The sequence below is a fragment of the Pseudomonas putida genome, from assembly GCF_002906855.1.
In the GTDB taxonomy this organism is placed as follows: domain Bacteria; phylum Pseudomonadota; class Gammaproteobacteria; order Pseudomonadales; family Pseudomonadaceae; genus Aquipseudomonas; species Aquipseudomonas putida_N.
On record NZ_MINI01000038.1, the window covers coordinates 1,383,353 to 1,408,234 of the forward strand.

Here is a 24,882-nt window from a genome sequence, read left to right on the forward strand (position 1 = left end):
GCCTTGGTTTCGGCCAAGGCGTTTCGCTGTCCGGTCAGCACCGGCCCCAAGCCGTTCCGCCTTGGGGCCGGTGGTCAAAAATCCGGTCGCGGCAGTGGCCGCGCCCGGTTGAAAGGCCCAGCGGTCACGTGGCAGGTCAGCGACCTGCCAGGGCTTCCAGTACAAAGTCGGCGCGCTGCGCTACGCCGACCTTGGGCAACAGCGAGACGGTATAGCCCAGCGCCGGATAGGTGCGCTGGAGCCGCTCGAATTCCAGCAGCGCGGCAGCCATGTCATGGCGGCGCTCCGCGTCCTGCACATAAATGTCCGGCCACGGCGGTGCCAGGAAAACATGGGAATGGTAGCGATACTGCTGGCCAAGTTTGTCCAGCACAGGCTCGCCGGTCAGCGCCTGCAATGCTGCTACAGAGTCGATCACGCCACGGTCGAAGAACACCCATTGCGAATTGTCGTGTGCAGCATTGGCATGGTCTTCCCGCGCCAGGTCGATGGCTCGGCGCAAGAAGGCCGCCATGTCGAGCCACGGCAAGGCTCGTCCGCCCGTATGCGTTTGTTCCTGCACGATGCGCCGTCCCGGCTCTTCCACCACGGCATATCCGCGTTGCTGGAGTTCGGTGAGCAGTGTTGATTTACCGCCGCCTGAGCAGCCGGAAATGACGATGAAGTGGTTCATGGTGTGGGTATCCGAGTCATAAGTAGAGCATGGCGCCGCTGGCAACATTGGGGAATGCACGGCGTGTCGGCGCACTGCGCCGCCGGGCTTTCGGGCTGTGCCCCGTGCCGTCTTCGCCGTCACGGCCATTCGGCGTCAATCCCTCTCGCCTTCGCGCCTGCGGCGCTGCGCGCTGCGCTTGCGGTGAAGGCCGCGCCCCGCCGCAAGGGGCGGAGCTTGTGGGCCTACGCCCCGGCTTGCTGCCGCAGGTTGCACGAAAGCGTGCCGTCCTCGACGCTGGCGGTTCGTCGCCTGTACGTCACGAAGGACGGTTCACCGACACGCCACCCGGCCTTGCAATGGAGCTTCCACGCCACGCCTCAAGCAAGAGGCCGCCTGCTACGTCAGGGACGCTTTCACCTTGTCGTTGGGCGTTGTCCTTGCCCGTGCCAGGGCGCAAGCCGGTGAAGCCGTCACGCGGGAAGCCGAGTCGGCCATGTTCCTTTCGGAGTGGGTCGTCCCAAGGCGTCCTGTCTGTTTGTGAATCCTGGCGGTGGCCGGGCTTCTATGGCTGCAACCTTCCAGCGAAAACAATTTCCCCTGCGCTGCGCGCATTCCTCGCGGGACAAATTCTTTTCGCTTCCAGGCGCTCCACTACGTTGCGCCCGCAAGCGGTGCAGCCAGCCCGTCCCCCACCGATCGGATCACAACAGGACGCGATGGGCGCGAACCCTGTTCAACCGAAAGGAAATTCATCATGGCAAACATCGGCACCTTCACCGCAGAGAAAGATGGCTTCACCGGCACGCTTCGCACCCTGACGCTCAACGTCAAGGTCAAGCTGGTTCCTAACGACAAGGGTGACAACGAGAGCGCACCCGGCTACCGCCTGCAAGCGGCTGGCCACGACATCGGCGCAGCGTGGAAAAAAACCAGTGAGGCCGGACGCCCTTATGTGTCCGTGACCCTTGACGACCCATCGTTCCCTGCAACGGTCTATGCCCGCCTGATCGAAGGCGAGGACGGCGCACACGACCTGATCTGGTCGCGCAGCAAGCCCAAGGCGGCGTAAAAACTGCAGCGCCTCGCTCATTATGGCGGGGCGCTTCAGCACTACGAATGCGTTACCAGTTCATGCGTCTGGTGTACAGCTTGAAATTCTCGACGAAGAGTTGAAGGAAACGGCGGCTCCCCTTAGCGAAGCCTGCCTTCAAAAGCTCAGCAACTTGAGATTCATCCTCAAGCTCTTGAAGCAGTTTCCGTGCGACGGCGTTATGCCAACCGGATCGACCAACTGGCATCCATGCAAGCACATCATTGCGTGCCGCTGATGCCTCGATGGTTTTCTCCAGCTGTGCCTCATCATTCTCATGGAAGGCGGCCAGAGATCCCATCAATTCGAAGCGCTCGAACAACAGTTCGAAATTTGCATCAGCCCCTGTGAAGCTCTTTCGCCAGTGGGTCATCACTTCCAAAAGGTGATCGCTCAATGGCGTCTTGTGTCGATCTAAGCCTTCGATTTGCTGCCAGATCTGTTGCTCACCGCCTGCCCACGACCAGAGGAACAGTGTCGAGACAACTCGTTGTGGTTCGCGATTTTCCGAGGCGAGTACGCATAAGAACAGCTTGAGTAGCGTGTCCCATCGCGCAGCTTTGGTCAGCCCGACCCCATAGGCCGTGAAGATCAAAACGGCGGGATAGGAACGAAGATGCAGCAGGTAAGTCAGACCGCTGCCGATCTTTCCAGCGTGGTGGTACATGCTGCGAAGCACATCCATCACCACATCAAAGTCCTTGCCGTCGCCCCATCTCCCAAGGACGCCGGCCATGCGGGCCAGCGGCTCGGTTACGGACTCATACTGCTGAACTCTTGTACGAAAATCTTCGTGACTCCATTGCCCCTGCACAGAAAATATCTCACTATCCAATTGATCGAGCAGTCGATCAGTCTCCTGGGCGAAAAGCTCATCCAACTGAATGCGATGCTCAGGCTTGGCTAGATAGCGTTTGGCACTGTTGACCAGCAACTCTACGCTCAGAGGGTTCTGACGCTGGCTCTGTTCAAGGGTTTCTACTCGCTGCTGAAGACTTTGGAAAAACTCATCAGCACCATTGATTGGAATGGCCCTTGCTGCTCTGTGTGTCGCCAATTCTTGTGCGCCCGATCCCAGTGTTCCGCGTGCGGCCCAATAGACCGGATAACGCCTGTTTGGGGCGCGAAGGAAGGCTTCACGCAAGGCATGATCCCACTCGCCTGACCAGCCGCAGATGATCAAACCATGCTCATCAAAGATGCGATCCAACAATCGGTTGTAGCCATCGGGGTAGGCACTCAGTTCCTGATCGGTATTCAGGATACGGGCATCCTTGTAGTCACCGTGCAGTTTGAGCAAATAGCAGCGGCTGTGGGTCAAAGGTTCGGCACCAGCGAGCGCATCCTCAGAAGCAACAACCGTTGGTTCAATCCCTTGTTCCCGGAGGGCGTTCTCCATGAGCCGGTCGAAATTGGTGGTGACAATGACCCGCACATACCCGGCTCGAACCAACTGCGCAATGGCGTGGTGCGCTTTGGTTGGCGTCTTCCGACCTTCCTCGCGATCCTGTTCATCCGGCTCGATGTAGCGATGCAGGATCGCTCTGCGCTCGTCCGGCGAACTAGCGATTTCTTCCAACAGTACGGAATAGTTCGGTTCCTGGCTTGTCTTTTCGCGATACCACTTCGCCCAGTCTGATTGCGTTGGGGTGCCTTGAGCCTCAGCTACGCGTCGCACCAAGTCCAGCGTGATTTCCCAACCTGTAGGAATTTCTGCGGAGCGAGACAGGCCCGACCCCAGTAGAACAGCGAAGACGCCTTTGTTCTCATATACGGAAAACGCAAGCTGGGTAATGGGGTCGTTGTGGAGCAGTGTCATTGATCTTCGGTCTTGGTCAAGATGGTGCCAGGTTGGCCGAGTCGGTCTTCGGCCTCGGCCATCAGCACTGTCGTGCTGCATCCGAGCGCGCCTGCGATCTTGAAGATGAGCGATAGCGTGGGTTGGTGCTCGCCGCGTTCGACTTTGCCCATATGGGAACGCTCGACGCCGGCCAGGTTGGCCAGCGTTTCCTGGGCGATGCCGCGTTCCGTGCGCAGCGCACGCACCGCCGCGCCGAAGGCCTGGGCCAGCTCGGCGTCGAAGGTGGTTGAGCCGGCCGGTCGGCCGCGCTGGACGGTTCGCTTCTGCATAGACAGAAGCGTCGATTCGCAGCACAATTAAAACCACGTTATATTTAACTCATTCATCCAATCTCACCTATTTTTGTGCCTTTACTGAAATCCGCATTGGCGGCTTTCTTCAAAAGCGGAGAGCCTGATCCGTGTCTTTCCTGACTTCCGTGCATGTGCCTTCGTGCCTCTACGTCTCTGCGGATACGTGGGGTTGCGCATTGGTGCTTTCGTTGGAAGGCGTGAAACCGCCCCTGCTGTTCCGCAAGTCCGTGGACGTACAGCCATGACATTGCTCATCACCGCGGACGAGCGCACGCGCCTGCTGTCCAACGGCCAGGCCCGCGCAGCCGGGCAGGACACTGACCCGCTGCCTGTGGTGCGCCTGTTCACGCCAGATGCGCATGCCACTTGGCTGCTGGCTTCGCTCGACCCCGCCGATGGCGATACCGCCCACGGCCTGATCGACTTGGGGGTTGGCATGCCTGCACTGGGAACGGTGAAGCTGTCCGACTTGGCCGCCATCGTCGGGCCGCGCCAGCAGCCCGTGATGCGGGATCGATACTTCCAGCCGGTGCGGCGGCTGTCGGAATACCTGCGACTGGCCGAAGACAACGGCTCGATCACCGATTGAGCGCCACCGCAAAGCGAGGCGCACTGTGTCTATTTCGGTCTGGTCTGTGACCCGTTCGGTCTGAATCGGCAGTGTTGCACCGAAGCGGTGCGTGCCAGATCGAAACGGTCATGATGCCTGGCGCGGGCTGCGGCAAGCTGACCGACGCGGCATGCCATTGGAGTGCGTTGCCGCCGTCGCACTCGGACGATTTCAGCAACGCATCGGAGTTCATCGGTCTTGACACTGCCAGTTTACGCTTCACCCATGACGTTTTGACGATGGCCTCGTAGCACGCCGTTTCGCCGTGGCGACGCACCCCCAGCACAGGGAGGTTACCTCATGGCTGATCGCAGTGCCGAGCCGTGGTATGCCACGGCGGCCTATCTCTACGTTCTGCACCTGGATAGCCCGGCGCTGGCCTGGGAGTACCTGCGCCGTCACCCGGACTACCAGCGCGACTGGCTGCGCTTTCGTCGCCAACCGGATGTTGCCGGGCATTGGGGGCTGCGCCTGCTGGAAGATCCCGCCCTGGATGCGCGGGACGCGCACCCGGCCTGGTTCCCCGATCACGATGCCGTGGTGCAGCTCTACCCGGATGCCGATCCTCCACCCGACGCCCTGTGCTTTGAGTTCTGGAAGCTACCGGGCCACAAACACCTGATCCATGACGGCAAGCGCCTGGTGCTGGTGGCACGCTGGCCCGGCTGCTGCCTGCGCTTCGTGCTCGCCCCAGGCTTGGCCGATGGCATGGCGTACGCCTATGCCATCCGGGCCTGCACCGCGCCCTGCGAACGCTATGCAGCCCTGGCGAGCGAATTGAACAAGATCGCTGTAGCCGCCGGTGCCGCACCTGCGGCGACCGTCCGGCCACGCCCGCCGCTGTCCGCATTGCTGGAACTGCACACGCTGCAGGCGCTGGACGCGACCCTGGCGGGTGCGTCCTTGCGGGAGGTGGCCGAAGGGCTGTTTGGTGTGGAAGCCGTTGCCGCCGACTGGCACGCAGACAGTGCTTTGCGCGCCCGCGTGCGGCGGCTGGTGCGCCGGGGCGATGGGCTGATGCGCGGCGGTTATCGCCGTCTGGCACAGCTTCCGGCTGTCACTTCGCATGAGGGGGGACGTTTCGCATCCGCAGCAGAACGTCCCTGAGCAAGAGCCCCAAGTTTCTTGAGACTGCCTCTATCCGGCTGCGCTGTGTGGCCGGGCTTGATGGAGGTACATCCCATGCGACCCGCTCCCTTGCGGCCTGCCGCCGCTCCCGTTGCCACACCCGCACAACCCCAGCGCTATCTCACCAACGATGAAGCTGCCGATTACTTGCGCCTGTCACCGCGCACGCTGGAGAAACAGCGCGTCATCGGTGGTGGCCCGAAGTTTCGCAAGTTCGGTCGCCGCGTCATGTACGCAGTGTCCGACCTCGATGCCTGGGCCGATGCACGCAGCTACGAGGCGACTTCCGACCCGGAATATGCCGAACGGCACGCGGGCGACTACCGTGATGGTCGCTGACCGGCGGCGCGTGGGTGGCCATCGCCATGTCCCACCCATCAGGGCACGCCTTGCAGCAGCGCGAACAGCTCGACCTGTTCCGCGCCCTGCCGGGCGAGGACATGGCACCGCGCGATGCCCAGGACTTGATGGCCTATCCGTTTTTCTCGCTAGCGAAATCGCGGCGCACCGCGCCGATCGACTTTCGCAGCGGCAATATCACTATCCGCGTGGAAGGCACGCAGGAGCATGGCATCGCCACCATCTGGGATGCCGACATCCTGATCTGGGCCGCCAGCCAGATCGTCGAAGCCAAGGACGCTGGCATCCAGCCGTCCCGGCGGATGCAGGCTACGCCCTACGAGATCCTGCGCTTCATCGGGCGCGGCAAATCGCTGCGCGACTACCAGCGCCTCAAGGCCGCGCTCGACCGACTGCAATCGACCACGGTGGCAACGTCCATCCGCGAAACCACGGGAAGGCGCTTGCACCGATTTTCGTGGATCAACGAGTGGAAGGAGCTGGCCGATGCCAACGGCACACCGCTGGGCATCGAGCTGATCCTGCCGGACTGGTTCTATGCGGGCGTGCTGGACGCCGCCCTGGTGCTGACCATCGACCCGACGTACTTCCGCCTCACGGGTGGCATCGAGCGCTGGCTGTACCGCTTGGTGCGCAAACATGGCGGCCGGCAGGAATACGGCTGGCAGTTCGACTTCCGGCATCTGCACCGCAAGTCGGGCAGCAGCACGCGGTTCTCGGATTTCGCCTACGACCTGCGGGCGCTGGTTGCCCGGCAATCGCTGCCGGGGTACGAGCTGGGCATCGTACGGATTCCCGAGGACGACATGGAATTGCTGACCTTCCGGCCCGTGCCGCAGACGGCACGGGGATAACAGCGGGACAAGCTGTGGATGGGGTCGTGCTATCAGGAGTAAGAGGTGTCGTGCTATCAGGAGTACGCCTATCGTGCTATCAGGAGTACGAAAACGCCGGAAAGCCAGTAACGGCGCGGGTTTGCGATCCCTCTAACATTACTAACTTAAATTCTCTAACTATTGATAGAGAAACAGCATTGCGGTGGACAACTGCCGCAGGCCGAAAAACCAACCAGCAAAAACTCCAAAAACCACCCCGTTCGGCACGGCAAAAACAGTCTGCTCTTCCAAGCTGGAGGGGCGCGCCATGATCGTCGCCTTGCTCAACCAGAAAGGCGGCGTCGGCAAGACCACGCTCGCCACGCACATCGCAGGGGAACTGGCCTTGCGCGGCCTGCACGTCGTCCTGCTGGATGCCGACCCGCAGGGGTCATCACTGGACTGGACACAGCGCAGAAGCCAGCAGGGCTTGCCTCGGCTGTTCAGCGCCGTGGGCCTGGCGCGCGAAACACTGCACCAGGAAGTCCCAGAACTCGCCAGGCGAGCCGATCACGTCATCATCGACGGGCCACCCAGGATCGCCGCCTTGGCGCGTTCTGCGCTGCTGGCGGCCGAACGGGTGCTGATCCCGGTACAACCCAGCCCCTACGACCTGTGGGCCAGCGCAGAGATGGTGGCGCTGATTCGTGAGGCTCAGGTGTTCCGGCCTGCGCTACGCGCGGCCTTTGTCATCAACCGGCGCGTCAGCACCACGGTGATCGGGCGCGAAGCACGGCAAGCCTTGGCCGAACAGCCGTTGCCAGCGCTGCGCAGCGAGGTGCGCCAGCGCATCGTCTTTGCCGACAGCGTGGCTGCGGGGCGATTGGCGCGGGAGACGGCCCCCGATAGTGCGGCAGCGCAGGAAATCACCGCGCTGGTCGATGAACTGCTGCGGTGGCCGTCATGAGCGACAACAGCAACCCACCCAACGGCAAACGCCCGGCCAAGCGGGTCGGCATAGGCGCGCGTCCGCCCGCCAATCCGCACGCCGAGGCTTGGATTCGCCAAGGCGACGCGGATGCGCTCAACAAGGGCGACCTCTACACCGCTCGCCTGACCCTGGACATCACGCCCGCCATGCGGGCGCGCATCAAGGTGTCGGCCTTCACGCAAGGCGTGACCGTGGCCGACTTGCTGCGCGGTTTGCTGGAGCGCGAGTTTCCAGAACACCGCATGGAGAACACGCCATGACCACATCCGCATTGTCTGCTGCCGCACCTGCCGCCATCGCGGCCACGGCTGCGCACACATCACCTTCCAGCCAACCCGCCAGCGCGCCGTTGACGCGCGTATCGCTCGCCTACATTGAACCGCGTTTCAAGCTCTACCTGCGCTTCGGCGAACCAGCCCGCACGCTCCAGCTCGATCGCTGGCGGCGCTGTGCCATGTTTATGCCGGGTGCAATGTTCTGCCGCGTTCGTTGGCAGGCCAACGACTACGGCACGATCCGCTGGCAACTCATGGTGATGCAGGCTGCTACACCGCTTGATGCCGTGCAGCGCATCCCAGGCGTGCAGCCAGGCGCGTGCCTGCTGCTGCATGCCGAAGGTGACGCCAATGTGCGCGCCGTGCTGGAACGCATCGACGGCATCGAGGCGCTGGGTATCGCTGCCATCGACGTGTCGCCCGCGTACTGGCGCATGCTCGCCAACCGGCTCGCCGTGCATTTGCCGCTGCCCGAATACACCGCCGAGCGGCACGCCGCCTGGCTGGCCGGGAGGGCGCTGCCATGACGACCCATCCCACCACCGCACACACACCCAAAGCAGCGCCGCTTCCTCGCTCGCGCCTGCGCGCTCACCTCGTGCTGGCGGGCTTCGCCGCCGTCGGCCTCGCTGCGCTGACCTGGGCGGCATTCGTGCAGCCGCTGCCGCGTCTGATCTACAACCCGTCCGACAGCGTTCCGGTCGGTTGGTATCGCGTCGAGCCGCAGCGCCACGGCGCCGACTCGCTGTCACGTCCCTTGTCCGTGGGCAGCGTCGTCCTGACCACATTGCCGCCAGAGGTAGCCGCGCTCGCTGCGCAGCGCGGCTACCTGCCGGCACACATTCCGCTGCTCAAACGTGTGGGCGCGGTCGCGCCGCAACACGTCTGCATCGTCGCCGGTCAGGTACGCATCGACGGCGTGCCGATGGCGGCTGCGCTGCCCGCCGACCGGCTGGGCCGGCCGTTGCCATCCTGGCAGCTTTGCCGTCGCCTTGAGGCGGGTGAACTGTTCCTGTTGAGCGTGACCAATCCCGCATCATTCGACAGCCGGTATTTCGGCCCGGTCAGCGCATCCGCCGTGATCGGCGTTGCGCATCCAGTGTGGCTGGAGACACGCCCATGATGGCCGCCGATTCGCTGCACGTTGCCGTGCCTCTCATCGTGTCATCAGGCGTGTCGTTCCGGCTGTTGCTACCGTGTCGTCGCGCGTGCAGTGCGGATGCATTCGCATCGCACTTCGCGCTGTCTCCGGCGCAGCCGTCCGATGTGCAGGCGTCTTGCCTCGAACGCGCTTGGCCTGCGGCCCCAGGCTTGTCCATCTGCGCGTTCGCCGGTGGGCTGGCTGCGGGTGCAGCAGAGCCACCGGGCCGCCGATGCCCGGAGCGGGAGCGAGGGGCAAAGGCGGAAGGCAAGACAAAAGGACGCGGCACCGGGCCGCGTCGAAAGCCAGTCTGCACATGGGGGTGGCGCGGCACGGAGCGGCTTTGCCGCCGTGCCGCGTTCGGCGCGAAGGTCGCGCCAATGCAGGCATGTCCGCGTGCTTCGCACGACAGGACACGCCAGAGCTTGCAGGGAGCGCAGCCATGACCGACCGCCGCGACGACGATTTCCGCGTGCGCCCCAGCGCCCCGAAGAACCGGGGCAAGGGCCAGGGGCAGAGCTTCGTTTCCAAGGTGCTCAAACAGGCGGGCAAAGCCAGCAGCGGCAAGTCCACGGTGCGCCGTCCGGCATCGGCGAGTGGCACCGGCCAGCGGCCCGGCTCGCGCCTGGGGCGCGGCCACACGGCAGCACGCTTCGCCGGGGCGAAGCTGACGCCTATGTCGCGGCGCGCGACCATCAAGACGCTGCTGGTGAACCACCAGCGGGCCAGCCCGCAGTCGCTCGCCAAGCACCTGCGCTACATCGAGCGCGACGGCGTGGGCCGCGACGGCGAGCCGGGCCAAGCCTACGGGCCGCAGACAGACGTGGCCGATCTCGACGCCTTCAAGGAACGCTGCGCCGACGACCGGCACCATTTCCGCTTCATCCTCTCGCCCGAGGATGGCGCGGAGCTGGAAGACCTGCGCACCTACACGCGGCACCTCATGGGCCGCATGGAGGCCGACCTGGGTACGGGCCTCGATTGGGTGGCCGTGAACCACTGGAACACCGACAACCCGCACACGCACATCGTCGTGCGCGGGCGCGACGACACCGGCAAAGACCTCATCATCGCGGGCGACTACATCGCCGATGGCTTCCGCTATCGCGCCGCCGAGCTGGCGACCGAATGGCTGGGGCCGCGCACCGAACTGGAGATCCAGCAGACCTTGCAGCGTGAGGTGGAGCAAGAGCGGTGGACGAGCCTGGATCGCACCCTCAAGCGTGAGATAGGCGAGGCCGGCGGCGATGGCCTGGTGCGCGTCGAAAGGTTCAACGCCCCCCGCTTGCAGCGCCAACGCCTGATGCTAATCGGCCGCCTGCAACACTTGCAGCGCCTGGGCCTGGCCGACGAGACGCAGCCCGGCACCTGGGCCATCCATGCCGATGCGGAAAAGACATTGCGCGCGCTGGGCGAGCGCGGCGACATCATCCGCACCGTGCAGCGGGCCATGCGCGGCGAGCCGCGCGAGCTGGCCGTGTTCGAGCCGGGGGACGATGGCCGAACCATCCTCGGCCGTGTGGCCGCGAAGGGGCTGGCCGACGAGCTGCGCGACCGGGGCTATCTGGTCATCGACGGGGTGGACGGCAAGGCCCATTACGTCGCGCTCAACGCCCGCGACGAGCTGGCGAACTACCCGAGCGGCGCCGTGGTGGAGGTGAAAGGCTCGGCCGACGTGCGCGCAGCCGACAAGAACATCGCCGCGCTGGCGAGCGATGGCCTGTACCGCACTGACCATCACCTGGCGATCGGGCAGGGCCGGGCCAAGGCCGGACGCGACCCGCAAGAAGTCGTCGCCGCCCACATCCGCCGGCTGGAGGCCCTGCGTCGGGCCGGCATTGTGGAGCGCGTTGCCGAAGGGCTATGGAAGGTGCCGGACGACCTGGCCGAGCGTGGCCGCCAGTACGACGCGCAGCGCCTGGGCGGCGTGGCCGTGGAGCTGAAATCGCACTTGCCCATCGAGCGGCAGGCCCGCGTGATCGGGGCCACGTGGCTCGACCAGCAGTTGATCGGCGGCGGCTCGGGCCTGGGCGACCTGGGCTTTGGTGGCGAGGCCAAACAGGCCATGCAACAGCGCGCCGACTTCCTGGCCGAACAGGGGCTGGCCGAGCGGCGCGGGCAGCGCGTGATCCTGGCGCGCAACCTGCTGGGCACACTGCGCAACCGGGAACTGGCACAGGCCGCGAAGGGCATTGCCGCTGAAACCGGCCTGGAGCATCGCCCGGTGGCCGACGGGCAGCGCGTGGCTGGCATCTACCGGCGCAGCGTCATGCTCGCCAGCGGGCGCTACGCGATGCTGGACGACGGCATGGGATTCAGCTTGGTGCCGTGGCGGCCGGTGATCGAGCAGCGGCTGGGGCAGCATATCGCCGCCGTGGTGCGCGGTGGCGGCGTATCTTGGGAGCTTGGACGGCAGCGCGGGCCAAGTATTTCTTGAGACCCTTCATCTACTTGTCGAACGGCCGAGCGCCTTCATCAGCCCCGGCTTCTGGCTCGCAAAGGTGCCATAGAAGACCTCATTACCGATGAGCGTGATCGGAGCCACGCGCACGCCGGTTCGTGACTTGGCTTCCGCAGAAATCTTCGGGTCGGTCAGGTCGCGTTCTTCAAACACGATGCTCTGCTGGGACAGCCACTCCTTCAGCACCCGACAGTCCGGGCAGGCTGGAGTGCTATAGATGATGATGCGCGGGGTGCTGGCTTGGTTCATGGTCGTGCCTTCACTTTCCCCGAGCGGCAAGCCAGCTCTTCATCATGGCGATCTCTCCTTCCTGCGCAGAGATAACCTCCTGAGCCAACTCGCGGACCTCCGGGTCCTTGCCGTACTGCAACGCCACCTTGGCCATGTCGATCGCGCCCTGGTGATGCGGGATCATGCCGCGCATAAAGTCCACATCGGCATCGCCGCTGAAGTCAATCATCATGTCGGCGTGCATGCGGTCATTGCCGGCACGGTAGGCGGTCGTCGAGGCGTCGCCCGAGCTGCCGGTCGCCGCCTGTTGGCCGCGTTCTCCAAGCCACTTATTCATCATGGCGATCTCGCCTTCCTGCGCAGAGATAACCTCCTCAGCCAACTTGCGGACCTCCGGGTCCTTGCCGTACTGCAACGCCACCTTGGCCATGTCGATCGCGCCCTGGTGGTGCGGGATCATGCCGCGCATGAAATCGACGTCGGCGTTGCCAGTGAACTGCGCTCCCATCCCCGCGTGCATCTGGTCGTTCACGGCGCGATACGCGGTCGTGGAAGGGCTGTCATTGGCCGAGGCGCTGGAGGGCATCGCGTGCCCTTGGTGATCTCCGCTCGCATTGGCCTGCATCACTTCACCCGACGGGACCACCTTCTTCTGAACGGCCATCAGGCCGATGGCGACCACGACGGCGCCCGCAATGAACAACAGGCTGAACTTGTTGACTCTCATGAAAAACTCCTTGAATGAGATTGATGGAGTCACTGTAGGGCTTCCCATTGTTGGAAGGTCAAGCCCCTCATTTCGCCGTTGATGCCGATGAAGACCCTCGGCGCAAGATCCAGTCCTTCACTTCCGCCGCCTACGACAACGCGCTGTCGAAGCTGCAGCGGTGGAAGCAGGTGATGTAGCGCCTGAGGCGACCGCTAGATGGAACACCTCCCGCATCGGCCCGATCAGCCCGGACCTAGCCGCACCGGCTTTCGCGCGGTCTGCCACAGCAGCGGCACCAAGATCAGCGCCAGGGCCGGGAAGATCATCCAGTTGACCGCCTGCCAGCCCGAGCTGTGCAGGATCGATCCCGCGAGGAACGACACGGCCGCCGTGGCGGCGAAGACGAAGAAATCGTTCATGCCCTGCGCCTTGCTGCGCTCGGCCGGGGTGTGGCAATCGGTGACCACCGCCGTCGCGCCGATGAAGCTGAAGTTCCAGCCGATGCCCAGCAGCGCCAGCGAGCCCCAGAAGTGGGACAGGCCGAGCCCGCCCAGGGCCACCACCCCGGAGGCGGCGAGCAGCACCATGCCCACGGCGGTCACGCGCTCCTTGCCGTAGCGCACCATCAGCCGCCCAGTGAAGAAGCTCGGCCCGAACATCGCCAGCAGGTGCCACTGGATGCCCAGGGCGGCGTTGTCCACCGAATGCCCGTGGTTGACCATCGCCACCGGCGCGGCGGTCATCACGAACGCCATCACCCCATAGGACACCACGCCCGCGGCCACGGCCAGCGCGTAGCGCGGCATCGCCAGGAGCTGCAGCACCGTGCGGCCGCTGTCGGCGGCGGCTTCGGCCGGGGTCTGGCGCGGCGTGCGCAGCATCAGCAAGATCGGCAGGGCGATCAGCGGCAGCAGCGCCTGGCTGAGGAAGCTGCCGACGTAGGGCGTGCCCGCTACCGCGTCGCGCGTGAAGATCACCAACTGCGGCCCGATGATGGCACCCGCGAGACCCCCCACCATTACCCAGGAAATCGCCTTGGCCTTGAGCGCGTCCTCGGCGGTGTCGGCGGCTGCGAAGCGGTAGCTCTGCACATACGCGCCGTAGAAGCCCGCCAGGAAGGTGCCGGCGCAGAAGATCCAGAACGAGGCCAGCATGATGCCCAGCGCGGCGATCAGGCCCGAGGCCACGCCGAAGCCGACCCCGACCACGTATCCGTTGCGGCGGCCATGGCGCCGCATGATGAACGCCGCAGGCAAGGTGCCGATGGCAAGACCCAGGCCGAACAGGCTCACGGGCAAGGTGATCCAGGCCGAGTCCTTGGCAAGCTGCTGGCCGACCAGCCCGCCCAGCGACATCACGATGGGCGCGCTGGCGCCACCGAGCGCCTGCGCGGCGGTGAGAACGCCGATGTTTCGGCGCGTGATGCTCTGGTCGGTCATGGGCGGTCTTTCTTGTTCGTTTGTCTGGCCGGAAATATTACACGCATGAATATATGTTCAGTTATCCGACCATGATTCGGCCATGCGATGCTCATGAACCGCCGCAACCTGGTCGCTCCTCGCAAATCTCCCGAGCGGCAGAAGGAACAGCCTGCCGTTCCAATGCGAGCAGGTGCTCTTTCACCCGGGTCAGTTGCGCCATGCGTTCCTCGACATAGGCGAGATGGTCCCGGACAGCCTGCGTCAGCAGCTCGGGTTCCGGGGACTCGCGATGCGTCCAGCCCAGCAAGTTGCGCATGTCATCCAGGCCGATGCCCGACGCGCGGTAGTTGCGAATCAGGTAAAGCCGCTCGACATGGGCCGGGCCATAGCGCCGGTAGTTGTTGCGGGACCGCTCGGGAGCGGGCAGCAGGCCCTCCCGTTCGTAGAACCTGATGTTCTCAGGGGGCGTGCCGGTCAAGCGCGCGAGTTCACCAATCCTCATCCAGCTCTCCGCGCGCAGCGATGGGGGACGCCACCGCTGCGCGCCGGCCCTCATCCCGGCGACCGGGCGGACTGCTGCGCCGTGGCGCCCGATTGCACCGTGTGCTCAGTCCAGCCGCCGCCCAGCGCCTTGTACAGATGGATGAGGTTGTTCAGCCGCGTCAGGCGCGTGCGCACCAGGGTCTGCTGCGTGCCGTAATGCGTGCGCTGCGCGTCGAGTACAGTGAGGTTGTCGTCCACGCCCTCCTGGAAGCGCTGCTCGGCCAGCTCGTAGGCCTTCTGGCTGGCCGCCACCAGGAGCTGCTCCGCGCGGATCTGCTCATCGAGCGTGCGCTTGCCCGCCAGGCCGTCGGCCACCTCGGCGAAGGCCGCCTGGATGGACTTCTCGTAGTTGGCGATCTCGATGCGCTTCTGTACGTGCGCCACGTCCAGGTTGGCGCGCAGCGCGCCGCCGCGGAAGATGGGCAGCGTGATCTGCGGCAGGAAGCTCCAGGCCCGCGAGCCCGAATCGAACAGGCCGTCCAGCGAAGCGCTGGCCGTGCCCGCCGAGCCCGTAAGGCTGATCGTCGGGAAGAACGCGGCCCGCGCCGCGCCGATGTTGGCGTTGGCGCCGATCAGCATCTGCTCGGCGGCGCGGATGTCCGGCCGGCGCGCGAGCAGTTCGGACGGCAGGCCGCTCGGCAGGCCGGTCGGCACGATGTCGTCCGGCAGCGCCATGGCCTCGTCAAGCTGCCGGGACAGCTCCGGCGTCAGCGGCTGGCCCAACAGCAGCACCAGCGCGTTGCGGTCCTTGGCCGCCTGCCGTGTGTAGGCGGCATGGTTGGCCTCGGCGGTGCGCAACGCGATCTCTGCGCGGCGCAGGTCGAGCTGCGTGGAGTTGCCCGCTTCCACCAGTTGGGTGGTCAGCCCGTAGGAGCGCTTCTGCGTGGCGAGGGTGTCGCTCGTCAGGCGCAGCAGTTCCTGGTCGGCACGCAGCGTGAGGTAGGCGCTGGCCACCTCGGACACCAGGCTCATCTGCGTGGCGATGCGGGTCTCGTCGAGGGCCAGGTAGGACGCCAGCGCCCGGTCGCTGAGGCTGCGGATGCGGCCCCACAGGTCCAGTTCCCAGGCGGCCGTCACCCCGGCCACGTCGTAGCGCCGGAGCACGTCGCTTTGCCCCGTGGTGCTGAGGTCGGCCGGTACGCGCTCTGACGCGCCGCGGGCGGAAACGCCCAGGTTCGGCAGCATCTCGGCACGCTGGATACGGTACAGCGCCTGAGCCGCCTCCACGTTGAGCGCGGCCTTGCGCATGTCGCGGTTGTTCTCCAGTGAAATGCCGATCAACTGCTGCAGCAGCGGGTCGCGGAAGAAGTCCCGCCAGCCGATCTCGGCCGTGATCGCGTCGTCGGGCGTCGCGGCCGCCGGTTCCACATAGGCCGCGCCCAAGGGATAAGCCGTGTCGATCGGCGCTGCGGGCCGGTCATACTTCGGTGCCATGGAGCAGCCAGTCAACGCCGCCGCGAGGGCGAGCGGCGCCAGCGTCCTGGCGGGTCGTGTGAATGCGAAAGATGTTTTCATGTCGTATGTCCTCCTGGCCGTCATGCGTGCTGGTCGGTCATGCCGACACGGGCATGGCGCGCTTCGCGGCGCAGCGCCAGCTTGCGCACCACGACGTAGAACACCGGCGTCAGCACCAGGCCGAATACCGTCACGCCCAGCATGCCGGCGAACACCGCGATGCCCATGGCGTGGCGCATCTCGGCGCCCGCACCGCTGGCCAGCACCAGCGGCACCACGCCAGCGATGAAGGCGAACGACGTCATCAGGATCGGGCGCAGCCGCAAGCGCGCGGCTTCGAGCACGGCTGCCAGCGGATCGGCCCCTTCGCTTTCCTTCGCGCGGGCGAACTCCACGATCAGGATCGCGTTCTTGGCGGCCAGGCCGATCAGCACCACGAAACCGATCTGCGTGAAGATGTTGTTGTCCCCCCCAGAGAGCCAGACGCCGGCGATCGCCGAGAGCAGCGCCATGGGTGCAATCAGCAGCACAGCGAACGGCAGCGACCAACTGTTGTACTGGGCCGCCAGGAACAGGAAGGCGAGCAGCACCGCCAGCGCGAAGATATAGATAGCAGTATTGCCAACTCGCTTTTCCTGGAAAGTCAGGTCCGTCCATTCGTAGGTCATACCGTCAGGCAGCGATTCGCTCACGATCTTCTCAATCGCGGCGGTGGCCTGGCCGGATGAGTAGCCCGGCGCTGGCCCGCCGCTGATGTCCGCCGAGGGGAAGCCGTTGTAATGCATCACCCGGTCGGGGCCGGAACTGCGCTCGATGGTCGCGAACGCGCTCAGCGGGATCATGTCGCCCGCTGCATTGCGCACCTTGAGCATGCCTATGTCCTCAGCCTGCATGCGGAACTGCGCATCGGCTTGGGCCATTACCCGGTAGGTGCGACCGAAGCGGTTGAAGTCGTTGACGTAGAGCGAGCCAAGGTTGACCTGCAGGGTGTCGAACACCTCGGTCAGCGACACGCCCTGCGACTTGGCCTTCACCCGGTCGATGTCCACCTGCAACTGCGGCGCATTGGTCTGGAAGCTGGCGAGCATGTTCGCCAGCTCGGGCGCCTGCATGGCCTTGCCCATGATCTGGCCCTGTGCTTGTGCAAGCGCCTCGGGACCCAGGCCCGCCCGGTCCTCGATCTGCAGCTTAAAGCCGCCCATAGAACCCAGGCCCGGCACCGGCGGCGGCGGGAAGATGCCGACGAAGCCGTCCGGGATCTGGCTGAACTTGCCCATGAGCTTGCCCTGGATGGCGAAGGCCGACAGCGACGGGTCCTTGCGCTCATCGAAGGGCTTGAGCATGGCGAACATCAGCGCGGTGTTCGGCTGGTTCACCGGTCCATTGACCGACAGGCCCGGGAAGGCCACCACGCTCTCGACGCCCGGCTCAGCCAGTGCGATCTTGGTCATCTCCTTGACGACCGCCTCGGTGCGATCCAGCGAGGCGCCGGTCGGAAGCTGGGCGATGCCCACGAGGTAGTACTTGTCCTGGGCGGGCACGAAGCCCGCAGGCACCTTGTGGAAGCCCAGCCAGGTCAGGCCCAGGAAGCCGACGTAGAGCAGCAGCACGATGGCGCTGCCGCGCACCGCGCGGCGCACGCCCCCGACGTAGGAATTCGAGGCGCGGTCGAAGAAGCGGTTGAAGCGGCGGAAGAAGCCGCCGAACACGCCGTCGATGATGCGCGTGACGCGATCGGGCTTGGCCGCGCCGTGGTGCGGCTTGAGCAGGATGGCGGCCAGCGCTGGCGACAGCGTAAGCGAGTTGATCGCCGACAGGATGGTCGAGAACGCGATGGTTAGCGCGAACTGGCGATAGAACTCGCCCTGCAGCCCCGACAGGAACGCCGAGGGGATGAAGACCGCTGCCAGCACCGAGGTGATGGCCAGGATCGGGCCAGTCACTTCATCCATCGCCTTGCGCGCCGCGTCCTTGGGTGATTCGCCCAGCGCTATGTGGCGCTCCACGTTCTCCACCACCACGATGGCGTCATCCACCACGATGCCGATGGACAGCACCAGTCCGAACAGCGACAGTGTGTTCAGCGAGAAACCGAACATGTGCATCACCGCGAACGTGCCGACCAGCGAGACCGGCACGGCGATCAGCGGGATGATCGACGCGCGCCAGGATTGCAGGAACAGCACCACCACGATCACCACCAGGAAGATGGCCTCCAGCAGCGTGACGGCGACGGACTGGAGCGAGGCGCGCACGAAGACCGTGGGGTCGTAGGCGATCCTATACTCAATGCCGTCGGGGAACTTAGCTTGAAGTCGGTCCATTGCCGCGCGCACCGCGCTAGACACATCCAGCGCGTTCGCGCCCGGGCTCTGGATGATCTGTATCCCCACCGCCGGCTCGCCATTGAGCAGGCTGCGCAAAGAGTAGGAATCGGCCCCCATCGAGATGCGGGCGACATCCCGCAGGCGAGTTACCTGGCCGTCGGCGCCCGTCTTCACGACGATCTCGCCGAATTGCTCCTCGCTCGACAGTCGGCCCAGAGTGTTGACCGTGACCTGGAACGCCGCCGAGGCATCCGGCTGCTGACCAACCGAACCAGCGGCAACCTGTATGTTCTGCTCGCGGATGGCGGCAACCACGTCGCTCGCGATCAGCCCACGAGCAGCGACCTTGGCGGGTTCGAGCCAGACCCGCATCGAATACTCCCCGGCGCCCCAGACTAGGACATCGCCGACGCCTGGCGTACGAGCCAGCTCATCCTTCACATGAAGTGTGGCGTAGTTGGAGACGTACAGCGGATCATATCGACCTCCAGGCGAAAGCAAATGCACCACCATGAGAACGTCCGGCGACGTTTTCTCGGTGACAACACCGATGCGCTGAACTTCAGGCGGTAGGCGCGGCAACGCCCGCGAGACCCGGTTTTGCACCTGGATCTGCGCAATGTCGGCGTTGATATGCTGCTCGAAGGAGACGGTGAGCACCATTTTCCCGTCGGTGGACATCTGAGACTGCATGTACATCATGCCTTCTACGCCGTTGATCGCCTGCTCCAGCGGTGATGCCACGGTATCGGCGATCACTTGCGGGTTGGCACCGGGATAGCTAGCGGTGACCTGCACCGTGGGAGGCGTGACCTGCGGGTATTCGCTCAGCGGCAGCTGGAAGTAGCTGATCGCGCCCGCGATCAGCATCAGCACCGACAGGACGATGGCGAAGATGGGCCGGTTGATGAAGAAGCGGGGGAAATTCATTTGCGGGCCTCCGCCGAGCCGGCCGCGCCGTCAGCCTTGGCGGGGTCCGCGCCGGCGGCCGGTGCCGCGGGCGGCTGCATGGGCACCATGCGCGGCGTGACCGCCATGCCGGGGCGCACGAGGCCCTTGATGATGATCTTCTCACCGGCCTGCAGGCTGCCGTTGATGACGCGCAGCCCGTCCACCACCGGCCCCAGTTCGATGGGCCGGTACTGGGCCTGGTTGTTCTCGCCCACGACCAGCACGTAGTTGCGCCCTTGGTCGGTGCCCACGGCCTGATCGTCGATCAGGACGGCCTCGCGCGCCGCGCCGGTGGACAGCTTGGCCCGGGCGAACATGCCGGGTGCCATGCGCCCATCCGGGTTGGGCACAACGGCGCGCGCGCGGATCGTGCCGGTGCTTCGGTCAATGGTGTTGCCCACGAAGTCGAGCGCGCCCCTGTGCGGGAAACCCTTGTCCGTGGTCAGCCCGACCTGCACGGGCAGCGAGGCCTTGCCGCCGGCGCCCGCAGCGGGCCGCGAGCGGCTCACGACGTTGAGGTACGTGGCTTCGTCGATGTCGAAGTACACGTGCAGCGGGTCGATGGACACGATCGTGGTCAGCAGCGTGGCCGCGCCGGCGACACCGCCGCTGACCAGGTTGCCCTCGGTCACGAGCACGCGGTCAACGCGCCCGGCGATGGGCGCCGTGACGCGGGCGTAGGACAGATCCAGCCGCGCCGCAGCGACGGCGGCCTTGGCCGCTTGCACCTGGGCCTGGCGCGCACTGCGCGCGGAGACGGCATCGTCGTAGGTCTTGCGCGCGACAGCGCCGGTCGCCACCAGGCGCTCGGCGCGGTCGAAGTCGGCCTGGGCCTGACTGGCCAGCACCTCGGCCTGTTGCAGTTGCGCCGCAGCCGTGTCGAGCGTGACCTGGAACGGTCGGGGGTCGATCTGGAACAGCAGTTGTCCCTTGCGCACCAGGCTGCCCTCGGGGACGCTCACAGCATCGACGGCGCCGCCGACCCGCGAGCGCAGCTCGACGGTCTTGGGCGCGGCCAGGAAGCCGGTGTACTCGGCCGATGGCGCGACCGTGCGGGTGATGACCTCGGCCACGGGCACCTGCGGCGCCATCGGCGCGCCCGCCGGGGGCGCCGCGGCCTTGCCCTCGTCCTTGGCGTCGCGGGCGGCAATCGCTATGCCCCCGACGGCTGCGATGACGCCTGCCACCACAACGATTCTGATTTTTTTACGCATGGAAGTGCCCCTTTCTTGGATGCAGGACTCCGGCCCTTCCGAAGCGCTCTGCAGAAATTTGTGTGGAGGCTAGGCGTTACAACGAAGGCAAGGTCAAGCCCTTTGGGTTGCCCTAGCGGGCAGGCTGCATGGACAAGGTGGTGGGAAAACCCCGCGTCGTCGCTGTGGCCACTCCGACATCCAGCTCACGAGTGCCGTTGTGCGGTTGAACCGGTCGGTCTTGTGGGTGATTGCGAGCGCGGGAGGCTCAGGCGTCCAAGCTGCCGCCGCCCATTGCTGTGCCTGCGCGGCATCCCGGCGCCCAGGCAGGGCCCGCGATTCAGGGTGTTGCGCCCAGGCCGCATCGAGGACGTCCTTGAGGCTAACCGGCGGCGTGGGTACCGGCGCCTCGCAACCTGCCATTCGCCTGGGTGCTTGGGCCTGGTCAGTCGTCGGCTTTGTCCTCGGAAATGTGGACCGCCATGTCCTGCAGCACCTGGCTGACGTGCTGGTCCGCGATGCTGTAGAAGATGTGCTTGGCTTGGCGTTCGCCGCGCACGAGGCGCGCACCGCGCAGCAGCCGCAGGTGATGGCTGACCAGAGACTGCGACAGGTCGAGCGCTTCGGCGATGTCCCCCACGGCGACCGAGCCATGCATGCACTGCAGCAGGATCTTCAATCGCGATTGGTCGCCCAGCAGGCGGAAGGTCTCGGCCAGAACAGCGACGTCACTTTGCGACATTGCGAGGGCATCGGTCGCCGCGTCGTGGCTGGTGGTCGAGCATTGCGCGGTGTCGGCGCTGGTGGTTTTGCGGGACGTCATGGATGCAAATCCTCAAGTGGAGTGCGAGCCGGCTCGCGCGGCCTCAATGCCTGTGACCAGGAGCGGAATGGTCGTGGTCATGGCCGTGGCTGTGCCCGCCGCCATGCTTGTGATTGCCATGATCATGGCCGCTGTGGTCGTGCCCGCTGTGGTCATGACCGCTGTGATCGTGGCCGCTGTGGTCCTGACGCTCCGACGTGGGCTGCAAGCTGCAGACGTTCTCGTCGGTGCCCGAGTTCCAGTCGATCCCGACCGTGGCGTGTTCGATGCTGAATTGCTCTCGAAGCACCGCTTCGACGCGCTTGACCACGGCGCGTGCTTCCTCGTCCACGTTGGGGCGAACGTGCAGCGTGGCCATCGTGCGCCCGGAGGTGAGCTGCCACACGTGAACGTGGCTGACGGCCGCCAGGCCCGGCACGGCGCCCATCAGGCCTTGCTCCACCTTCTCCGGCGAAGCATCCTCCGGCGCGCCTTCCAGCAGGATGTGGATCGACTTGGCGAGCAGCTTCCATGCGCTGCGCAGGATCAGCGCCGCGACCAGGACCGACAGGATGGGATCGATCGGCGTCCAGCCCGTGAGGTAGATGACGATCGCAGCGACGATGGCGCCGACCGAGCCGAGCAGGTCGCCCATCACGTGCAGGATGGCCCCCTTCACGTTGACGTGATCGGTCTCTCCGCGGGTCATGATCCACAGCACGAGCACGTTCACCAGCAGGCCGAGCACGGCGACGATCATCATCGGGCCGGCCAGGATCACGGGCGGCGCCTGCAGCCGCTCCCACGCCTCGTAGGCGATCCAAGCGACGATCGCGAACAGGGTCACGGCGTTCAGGAAACCGGCGATGACCTCGAAGCGCAGGTAGCCGAAGGTGCGCTTGCTGTCGGCCGCGCGGCGGCCGAACCGGAATGCTGCGTAGGCCAGTGCGAGCGCCGCGGCGTCGGTCAGCATGTGGCCCGCGTCGGCCAGCAAGGCCAGCGAGCCCGACAGCACGCCTCCGACGGCCTCCACGACCATGAAGCCGAAGATCAGGAAAAAGGACAGCAGGACCTTGCGCTCGTTGGCGCTGGTCACGGTCGGGGTGTGGTCATGATCATGGTCGTGATCGTGACCATGGTCATGTGCGTGGGATTGGGACATGGGGCCTCGGGAAACTGGGTCTTTGACTGTGGCTCAAAATATAACACATGAACATGTTTTCATGTGAATTGTTGTACACATTTGTGTTCGCGTCTCACCACGGCCGGGATGCCGCTCCGGGCAATTGCCTTAGCCTGGCTCGGCGACCATTCCCCCCGCCTGGCAAGCAGCCGTTGATCTAACATCCAGTGGCAGTATCCCCCCTGGGGGGATATGATTTCAGCATGGAAGACATGCATAAGCACACCACCCATCCCGACCTGGTGAAGCGGCTCAAGCGCGCCGAGGGGCATCTGCGGCACGTCATCGGGATGATCGAAGGGGGAGAAACCTGCCTCGACATCGCCCGCCAGCTCGCGGCGGTGGAAAGCGCGGTGACGGCGGCCAAGCGCGTCCTGATCCACGACCACATCGACCACTGCCTGTCCCATGACGAGGACTCCGTTCTGACCGAAATGAAGGCGCTGACCAAACTGCTCTGAGGCCGTCCGATGCTCTCCGTCCTGAATAACCGCACCTACCGCCACCTGTTCACCGCCCAGGTGATCGCGCTCGTCGGCACCGGCCTGATGACGGTGGCGCTCGGCCTGCTGGCCTACGAGCTGGCCGGCGCGGATGCAGGCGCGGTGCTCGGGACGGCGCTGGCCATCAAGATGCTGGCCTACGCGGGGGTCGCGCCGGTCGCGCAGGCCTTCGCCGACCGGCTCCCGCGGCGCTCGCTGCTCGTGGCGCTGGACCTCGTGCGAGCGGCCGTCGCGCTGTGCCTGCCCTTCGTCACCGAGGTCTGGCAGATCTACCTGCTGATCTTCGTTCTGCAGGCGGCATCCGCCGGCTTCACGCCGACCTTCCAGGCCACCATCCCGGACATCCTTCCCGACGAAGAGGACTACACGAAGGCGCTGTCGCTGTCCCGGCTGGCCTACGACCTGGAAAGCCTGATTTCCCCGATGCTGGCCGCCGCGCTGCTGACCGTCATCAGCTTTCACAACCTGTTCGCGGGAACGGTGCTCGGTTTCCTCGTTTCAGCCGCTCTCGTGGTCAGCGTGCGGTTGCCCACGTCCGTCCCCGGCCCGCGCCGCGGCATCTGGGAGCGAACGACGCGCGGCACGCGCATCTACCTCGCCACGCCTCGCCTGCGGGGCCTGCTGGCGATCAGCCTGGCCGTCTCGGCGGCCGGCGCGATGGTGATCGTGAACACGGTGGTGCTCGTGAAGGCGCGTTTCGGCCTGGGCGAAGTCGAGGTGGCGTGGGCACTGGCGGCGTTCGGAGGCGGCTCGATGGTGGCCGCCTTCGTCTTGCCGTCCCTACTGGAGAAAGTAGCCGACCGACCCGCGATGCTCACCGGCGCCGCTGTCCTCGTCGTGGGCACGGCGATCGGCGCACTGCTGCCGAGCTATGCGCTGTTGCTGCCGCTGTGGCTGGTGATCGGCTTTGGCTACAGCGTGGCGCAGACGCCATCCGGCCGTCTTCTGCGCCGCTCGGCCCACGCCGAGGACCGTCCAGCGATCTTCGCGGCCCACTTCGCGCTGTCGCACGCCTGCTGGCTCATCTGCTACCCGCTGGCCGGACGCTTCGGCGCGGCCATGGGGCTGCAATCGACGTTCGTCGTCATGTCCTTGATCGGCCTAGCTGGCGTGGCGCTGGCGCTTCGGCTGTGGCCGGCCAGCGACCCGTCGGACTTGGCCCATGACCATCCGAACCTGTCGGCGGATCACCCCCACTTGCGTCAGCACGCGAACCAAGGCGGGCACCATCACGTGCTGGTCGTGGATGACTTGCACCGGATCTGGCCGAAAGGATAGGCCTCACGGGACGCGGTAAGGGCTGTTTCGCACCAAGGCTAGTCGTCGCTGTTGTCCTCAACGATGTGGATGGCCATGTCCAGCAGCACCTGGCTCACGTGCTTGTCCGCTACCTCATAGAAGATCTGCTTGGACTGGCGCGCGCCCTTGACCAGACGGGCTCCACGCAACAGTCGAAGGTGATGGCTGACCAACGACTGCGAGAGTTCGACGGCTTCCGCGATGTCGCTTACCGACGTGGACCCCTTCATGCAGCACAGCATGACCTTGAGCCGCGACGGATCGCCCAGGAGCCGGAAAGTCTCGGCCAGGATGGTCACGTCATTCTGTGACAGGGAGGCCAGATCGGTGCTTGGGCCCTTCGGTGGGGCACTGGCTGGTTTGCGTGGAGTCATCTCTCAAAAATTCCTACCCTCGAACGGCTGTTCGTGCCCTTCAGGATCAACGAGGCTGCGACCGCTTGAGCGCGCGCACAGCCCGGGACCAGGGCGAGCCTGGCGACCAAGGCCCCTCGTTTCCCCCGTGCGCCGGGCCATTTCTGAAACCTGACAGTACCCGAAAAAAGCGCTTGACCTTCCCACGATGGTAAACCCTAAGCTCCCCCAT

Annotated in this window: 26 protein-coding genes; 12 read left to right on the forward strand and 14 right to left on the reverse strand. The window is 65.4% G+C overall.

Going from position 1 to position 24,882, the window contains the following annotated elements; genetic code table 11:
• Nucleotides 1-136: 136 nt before the first annotated feature.
• Nucleotides 137-673 carry an AAA family ATPase gene (locus BGP85_RS19000; RefSeq protein WP_058169280.1) on the reverse strand — a complete coding sequence of 179 codons (537 nt, stop codon included), beginning with the start codon at nt 671-673 and terminating at the stop codon, nt 137-139.
• A gap of 736 nt (nt 674-1,409) precedes the next feature.
• Between BGP85_RS19000 and BGP85_RS19010 the strand changes: the two genes are divergently transcribed.
• Nucleotides 1,410-1,724, forward strand: a complete 315-nt coding sequence (locus BGP85_RS19010) for a DUF736 domain-containing protein (RefSeq protein ID WP_058169282.1) — start codon at nt 1,410-1,412, stop codon at nt 1,722-1,724.
• A 52-nt stretch (nt 1,725-1,776) separates the two neighbouring features.
• Here BGP85_RS19010 and BGP85_RS19015 read toward each other — a convergent pair whose 3' ends face one another.
• Together BGP85_RS19015 and BGP85_RS19020 are read right to left on the reverse strand one after the other, a co-directional pair.
• Nucleotides 1,777-3,564, reverse strand: a complete 1,788-nt coding sequence (locus BGP85_RS19015; RefSeq protein ID WP_058169284.1) for an SIR2 family protein — start codon at nt 3,562-3,564, stop codon at nt 1,777-1,779.
• Nucleotides 3,561-3,875 carry a helix-turn-helix domain-containing protein gene (locus tag BGP85_RS19020; protein WP_058169285.1) on the reverse strand — a complete coding sequence of 105 codons (315 nt, stop codon included), beginning with the start codon at nt 3,873-3,875 and terminating at the stop codon, nt 3,561-3,563. Before BGP85_RS19020 ends, BGP85_RS19015 begins: the two co-directional genes overlap by 4 nt.
• 265 nt (nt 3,876-4,140) lie before the next feature.
• On the opposite strand from BGP85_RS19020, the gene BGP85_RS19025 reads away from it, so the two are divergent.
• The 4 genes from BGP85_RS19025 to BGP85_RS19040 all read left to right on the forward strand — a co-directional run bounded on the left by BGP85_RS19025 (nt 4,141) and on the right by BGP85_RS19040 (nt 6,851).
• On the forward strand, nt 4,141-4,488 hold the full coding sequence (locus BGP85_RS19025; protein ID WP_058169286.1) for a DUF2958 domain-containing protein: 348 nt from the start codon (nt 4,141-4,143) through the stop codon (nt 4,486-4,488).
• Between the two features lie 321 nt (nt 4,489-4,809).
• On the forward strand, nt 4,810-5,616 hold the full coding sequence (locus BGP85_RS19030; RefSeq protein ID WP_063305736.1) for a DUF2285 domain-containing protein: 807 nt from the start codon (nt 4,810-4,812) through the stop codon (nt 5,614-5,616).
• Between the two features lie 90 nt (nt 5,617-5,706).
• On the forward strand, nt 5,707-5,976 hold the full coding sequence (locus BGP85_RS19035; RefSeq protein ID WP_425535491.1) for a helix-turn-helix transcriptional regulator: 270 nt from the start codon (nt 5,707-5,709) through the stop codon (nt 5,974-5,976).
• A gap of 26 nt (nt 5,977-6,002) precedes the next feature.
• Nucleotides 6,003-6,851 carry a replication initiator protein A gene (locus BGP85_RS19040; protein ID WP_197628665.1) on the forward strand — a complete coding sequence of 283 codons (849 nt, stop codon included), beginning with the start codon at nt 6,003-6,005 and terminating at the stop codon, nt 6,849-6,851.
• A 159-nt stretch (nt 6,852-7,010) separates the two neighbouring features.
• Here the strand turns inward: BGP85_RS19040 and BGP85_RS29330 are convergent, their stop codons facing one another.
• Complete coding sequence (locus BGP85_RS29330; RefSeq protein ID WP_255302662.1) at nt 7,011-7,142, reverse strand: hypothetical protein; 132 nt, start codon at nt 7,140-7,142, stop codon at nt 7,011-7,013.
• On the opposite strand from BGP85_RS29330, the gene parA reads away from it, so the two are divergent.
• The 5 genes from parA (at nt 7,141) to BGP85_RS19075 (ending at nt 11,656) form a co-directional block, all read left to right on the forward strand.
• Nucleotides 7,141-7,779, forward strand: coding sequence for a ParA family partition ATPase (gene parA, locus BGP85_RS19050; RefSeq protein ID WP_058169292.1), 639 nt, complete (start codon nt 7,141-7,143; stop codon nt 7,777-7,779). The genes BGP85_RS29330 and parA overlap by 2 nt on opposite strands.
• Nucleotides 7,776-8,063, forward strand: a complete 288-nt coding sequence (locus BGP85_RS19055) for a hypothetical protein (RefSeq protein ID WP_058169302.1) — start codon at nt 7,776-7,778, stop codon at nt 8,061-8,063. The genes parA and BGP85_RS19055 overlap by 4 nt, the downstream gene beginning before the upstream one ends.
• Nucleotides 8,060-8,605: a DUF2840 domain-containing protein gene (locus BGP85_RS19060; protein ID WP_058169293.1), complete on the forward strand. Its 546-nt coding sequence runs from the start codon at nt 8,060-8,062 to the stop codon at nt 8,603-8,605. The genes BGP85_RS19055 and BGP85_RS19060 overlap by 4 nt, the downstream gene beginning before the upstream one ends.
• Nucleotides 8,602-9,201 carry a S26 family signal peptidase gene (locus BGP85_RS19065; protein ID WP_058169294.1) on the forward strand — a complete coding sequence of 200 codons (600 nt, stop codon included), beginning with the start codon at nt 8,602-8,604 and terminating at the stop codon, nt 9,199-9,201. Before BGP85_RS19060 ends, BGP85_RS19065 begins: the two co-directional genes overlap by 4 nt.
• Nucleotides 9,202-9,661: 460 nt before the next feature.
• Nucleotides 9,662-11,656, forward strand: a complete 1,995-nt coding sequence (locus BGP85_RS19075) for a relaxase/mobilization nuclease domain-containing protein (protein ID WP_019396546.1) — start codon at nt 9,662-9,664, stop codon at nt 11,654-11,656.
• Between the two features lie 6 nt (nt 11,657-11,662).
• On the opposite strand, the gene BGP85_RS19080 is transcribed toward BGP85_RS19075, so the two are convergent.
• The 9 genes from BGP85_RS19080 to BGP85_RS19120 form a co-directional block, all read right to left on the reverse strand.
• Entirely contained in the window at nt 11,663-11,929 is a 267-nt protein-coding gene (locus tag BGP85_RS19080) for a glutaredoxin family protein (RefSeq protein ID WP_008786730.1), read from the reverse strand.
• A gap of 10 nt (nt 11,930-11,939) precedes the next feature.
• The gene (gene copM / locus BGP85_RS19085; RefSeq protein ID WP_008786731.1) at nt 11,940-12,638 is read right to left on the reverse strand and encodes a CopM family metallochaperone; all 699 of its coding nucleotides are present in this window, start codon (nt 12,636-12,638) and stop codon (nt 11,940-11,942) included.
• 224 nt (nt 12,639-12,862) lie between these two features.
• Nucleotides 12,863-14,059 carry an MFS transporter gene (locus BGP85_RS19090; RefSeq protein WP_008786732.1) on the reverse strand — a complete coding sequence of 399 codons (1,197 nt, stop codon included), beginning with the start codon at nt 14,057-14,059 and terminating at the stop codon, nt 12,863-12,865.
• A gap of 91 nt (nt 14,060-14,150) precedes the next feature.
• Nucleotides 14,151-14,543, reverse strand: coding sequence for a MerR family transcriptional regulator (locus BGP85_RS19095; protein WP_019396549.1), 393 nt, complete (start codon nt 14,541-14,543; stop codon nt 14,151-14,153).
• A gap of 50 nt (nt 14,544-14,593) precedes the next feature.
• On the reverse strand, nt 14,594-16,099 hold the full coding sequence (locus BGP85_RS19100; RefSeq protein WP_008786734.1) for an efflux transporter outer membrane subunit: 1,506 nt from the start codon (nt 16,097-16,099) through the stop codon (nt 14,594-14,596).
• Between the two features lie 20 nt (nt 16,100-16,119).
• Nucleotides 16,120-19,296, reverse strand: a complete 3,177-nt coding sequence (locus tag BGP85_RS19105; RefSeq protein ID WP_008786735.1) for an efflux RND transporter permease subunit — start codon at nt 19,294-19,296, stop codon at nt 16,120-16,122.
• The gene (locus BGP85_RS19110) at nt 19,293-20,531 is read right to left on the reverse strand and encodes an efflux RND transporter periplasmic adaptor subunit (RefSeq protein WP_008786736.1); all 1,239 of its coding nucleotides are present in this window, start codon (nt 20,529-20,531) and stop codon (nt 19,293-19,295) included. The genes BGP85_RS19105 and BGP85_RS19110 overlap by 4 nt, the downstream gene beginning before the upstream one ends.
• A gap of 424 nt (nt 20,532-20,955) precedes the next feature.
• Nucleotides 20,956-21,333, reverse strand: coding sequence for an ArsR/SmtB family transcription factor (locus BGP85_RS19115; RefSeq protein ID WP_008786737.1), 378 nt, complete (start codon nt 21,331-21,333; stop codon nt 20,956-20,958).
• A gap of 43 nt (nt 21,334-21,376) precedes the next feature.
• Complete coding sequence (locus tag BGP85_RS19120) at nt 21,377-22,474, reverse strand: cation diffusion facilitator family transporter (protein ID WP_008786738.1); 1,098 nt, start codon at nt 22,472-22,474, stop codon at nt 21,377-21,379.
• Nucleotides 22,475-22,698: 224 nt separating this feature from the next.
• On the opposite strand from BGP85_RS19120, the gene BGP85_RS19125 reads away from it, so the two are divergent.
• Together BGP85_RS19125 and BGP85_RS19130 are read left to right on the forward strand one after the other, a co-directional pair.
• A complete protein-coding gene (locus BGP85_RS19125; RefSeq protein ID WP_019396551.1) occupies nt 22,699-22,956 on the forward strand; it encodes a metal-sensing transcriptional repressor in 258 nt (85 codons plus the stop codon).
• Nucleotides 22,957-22,965: 9 nt separating this feature from the next.
• Nucleotides 22,966-24,276 carry an MFS transporter gene (locus BGP85_RS19130; RefSeq protein WP_008786740.1) on the forward strand — a complete coding sequence of 437 codons (1,311 nt, stop codon included), beginning with the start codon at nt 22,966-22,968 and terminating at the stop codon, nt 24,274-24,276.
• A gap of 38 nt (nt 24,277-24,314) precedes the next feature.
• Here the strand turns inward: BGP85_RS19130 and BGP85_RS19135 are convergent, their stop codons facing one another.
• On the reverse strand, nt 24,315-24,671 hold the full coding sequence (locus tag BGP85_RS19135; protein WP_008786741.1) for an ArsR/SmtB family transcription factor: 357 nt from the start codon (nt 24,669-24,671) through the stop codon (nt 24,315-24,317).
• Between the last annotated feature and the right edge of the window lie 211 nt (nt 24,672-24,882).

What these genes read in the sequence shown, in the direction of transcription:
- BGP85_RS19065 (WP_058169294.1), top strand. Translation starts at nt 8,602, where the DNA reads ATGACGACCCATCCCACCACCGCACACACACCCAAAGCAGCGCCGCTT.
- BGP85_RS19060 (WP_058169293.1), top strand. Translation starts at nt 8,060, where the DNA reads ATGACCACATCCGCATTGTCTGCTGCCGCACCTGCCGCCATCGCGGCC.
- BGP85_RS19030 (WP_063305736.1), top strand. Translation starts at nt 4,810, where the DNA reads ATGGCTGATCGCAGTGCCGAGCCGTGGTATGCCACGGCGGCCTATCTC.
- BGP85_RS19020 (WP_058169285.1), bottom strand. Translation starts at nt 3,875, where the DNA reads ATGCAGAAGCGAACCGTCCAGCGCGGCCGACCGGCCGGCTCAACCACC.
- BGP85_RS19130 (WP_008786740.1), top strand. Translation starts at nt 22,966, where the DNA reads ATGCTCTCCGTCCTGAATAACCGCACCTACCGCCACCTGTTCACCGCC.
- BGP85_RS19115 (WP_008786737.1), bottom strand. Translation starts at nt 21,333, where the DNA reads ATGACGTCCCGCAAAACCACCAGCGCCGACACCGCGCAATGCTCGACC.
- BGP85_RS19095 (WP_019396549.1), bottom strand. Translation starts at nt 14,543, where the DNA reads ATGAGGATTGGTGAACTCGCGCGCTTGACCGGCACGCCCCCTGAGAAC.
- BGP85_RS19110 (WP_008786736.1), bottom strand. Translation starts at nt 20,531, where the DNA reads ATGCGTAAAAAAATCAGAATCGTTGTGGTGGCAGGCGTCATCGCAGCC.
- BGP85_RS19025 (WP_058169286.1), top strand. Translation starts at nt 4,141, where the DNA reads ATGACATTGCTCATCACCGCGGACGAGCGCACGCGCCTGCTGTCCAAC.
- BGP85_RS19000 (WP_058169280.1), bottom strand. Translation starts at nt 673, where the DNA reads ATGAACCACTTCATCGTCATTTCCGGCTGCTCAGGCGGCGGTAAATCA.
- BGP85_RS29330 (WP_255302662.1), bottom strand. Translation starts at nt 7,142, where the DNA reads ATGGCGCGCCCCTCCAGCTTGGAAGAGCAGACTGTTTTTGCCGTGCCG.
- copM (WP_008786731.1), bottom strand. Translation starts at nt 12,638, where the DNA reads ATGAGAGTCAACAAGTTCAGCCTGTTGTTCATTGCGGGCGCCGTCGTG.
- BGP85_RS19080 (WP_008786730.1), bottom strand. Translation starts at nt 11,929, where the DNA reads ATGAACCAAGCCAGCACCCCGCGCATCATCATCTATAGCACTCCAGCC.
- parA (WP_058169292.1), top strand. Translation starts at nt 7,141, where the DNA reads ATGATCGTCGCCTTGCTCAACCAGAAAGGCGGCGTCGGCAAGACCACG.
- BGP85_RS19075 (WP_019396546.1), top strand. Translation starts at nt 9,662, where the DNA reads ATGACCGACCGCCGCGACGACGATTTCCGCGTGCGCCCCAGCGCCCCG.
- BGP85_RS19010 (WP_058169282.1), top strand. Translation starts at nt 1,410, where the DNA reads ATGGCAAACATCGGCACCTTCACCGCAGAGAAAGATGGCTTCACCGGC.
- BGP85_RS19100 (WP_008786734.1), bottom strand. Translation starts at nt 16,099, where the DNA reads ATGAAAACATCTTTCGCATTCACACGACCCGCCAGGACGCTGGCGCCG.
- BGP85_RS19125 (WP_019396551.1), top strand. Translation starts at nt 22,699, where the DNA reads ATGGAAGACATGCATAAGCACACCACCCATCCCGACCTGGTGAAGCGG.
- BGP85_RS19015 (WP_058169284.1), bottom strand. Translation starts at nt 3,564, where the DNA reads ATGACACTGCTCCACAACGACCCCATTACCCAGCTTGCGTTTTCCGTA.
- BGP85_RS19090 (WP_008786732.1), bottom strand. Translation starts at nt 14,059, where the DNA reads ATGACCGACCAGAGCATCACGCGCCGAAACATCGGCGTTCTCACCGCC.
- BGP85_RS19040 (WP_197628665.1), top strand. Translation starts at nt 6,003, where the DNA reads ATGTCCCACCCATCAGGGCACGCCTTGCAGCAGCGCGAACAGCTCGAC.
- BGP85_RS19105 (WP_008786735.1), bottom strand. Translation starts at nt 19,296, where the DNA reads ATGAATTTCCCCCGCTTCTTCATCAACCGGCCCATCTTCGCCATCGTC.
- BGP85_RS19055 (WP_058169302.1), top strand. Translation starts at nt 7,776, where the DNA reads ATGAGCGACAACAGCAACCCACCCAACGGCAAACGCCCGGCCAAGCGG.
- BGP85_RS19120 (WP_008786738.1), bottom strand. Translation starts at nt 22,474, where the DNA reads ATGTCCCAATCCCACGCACATGACCATGGTCACGATCACGACCATGAT.
- BGP85_RS19135 (WP_008786741.1), bottom strand. Translation starts at nt 24,671, where the DNA reads ATGACTCCACGCAAACCAGCCAGTGCCCCACCGAAGGGCCCAAGCACC.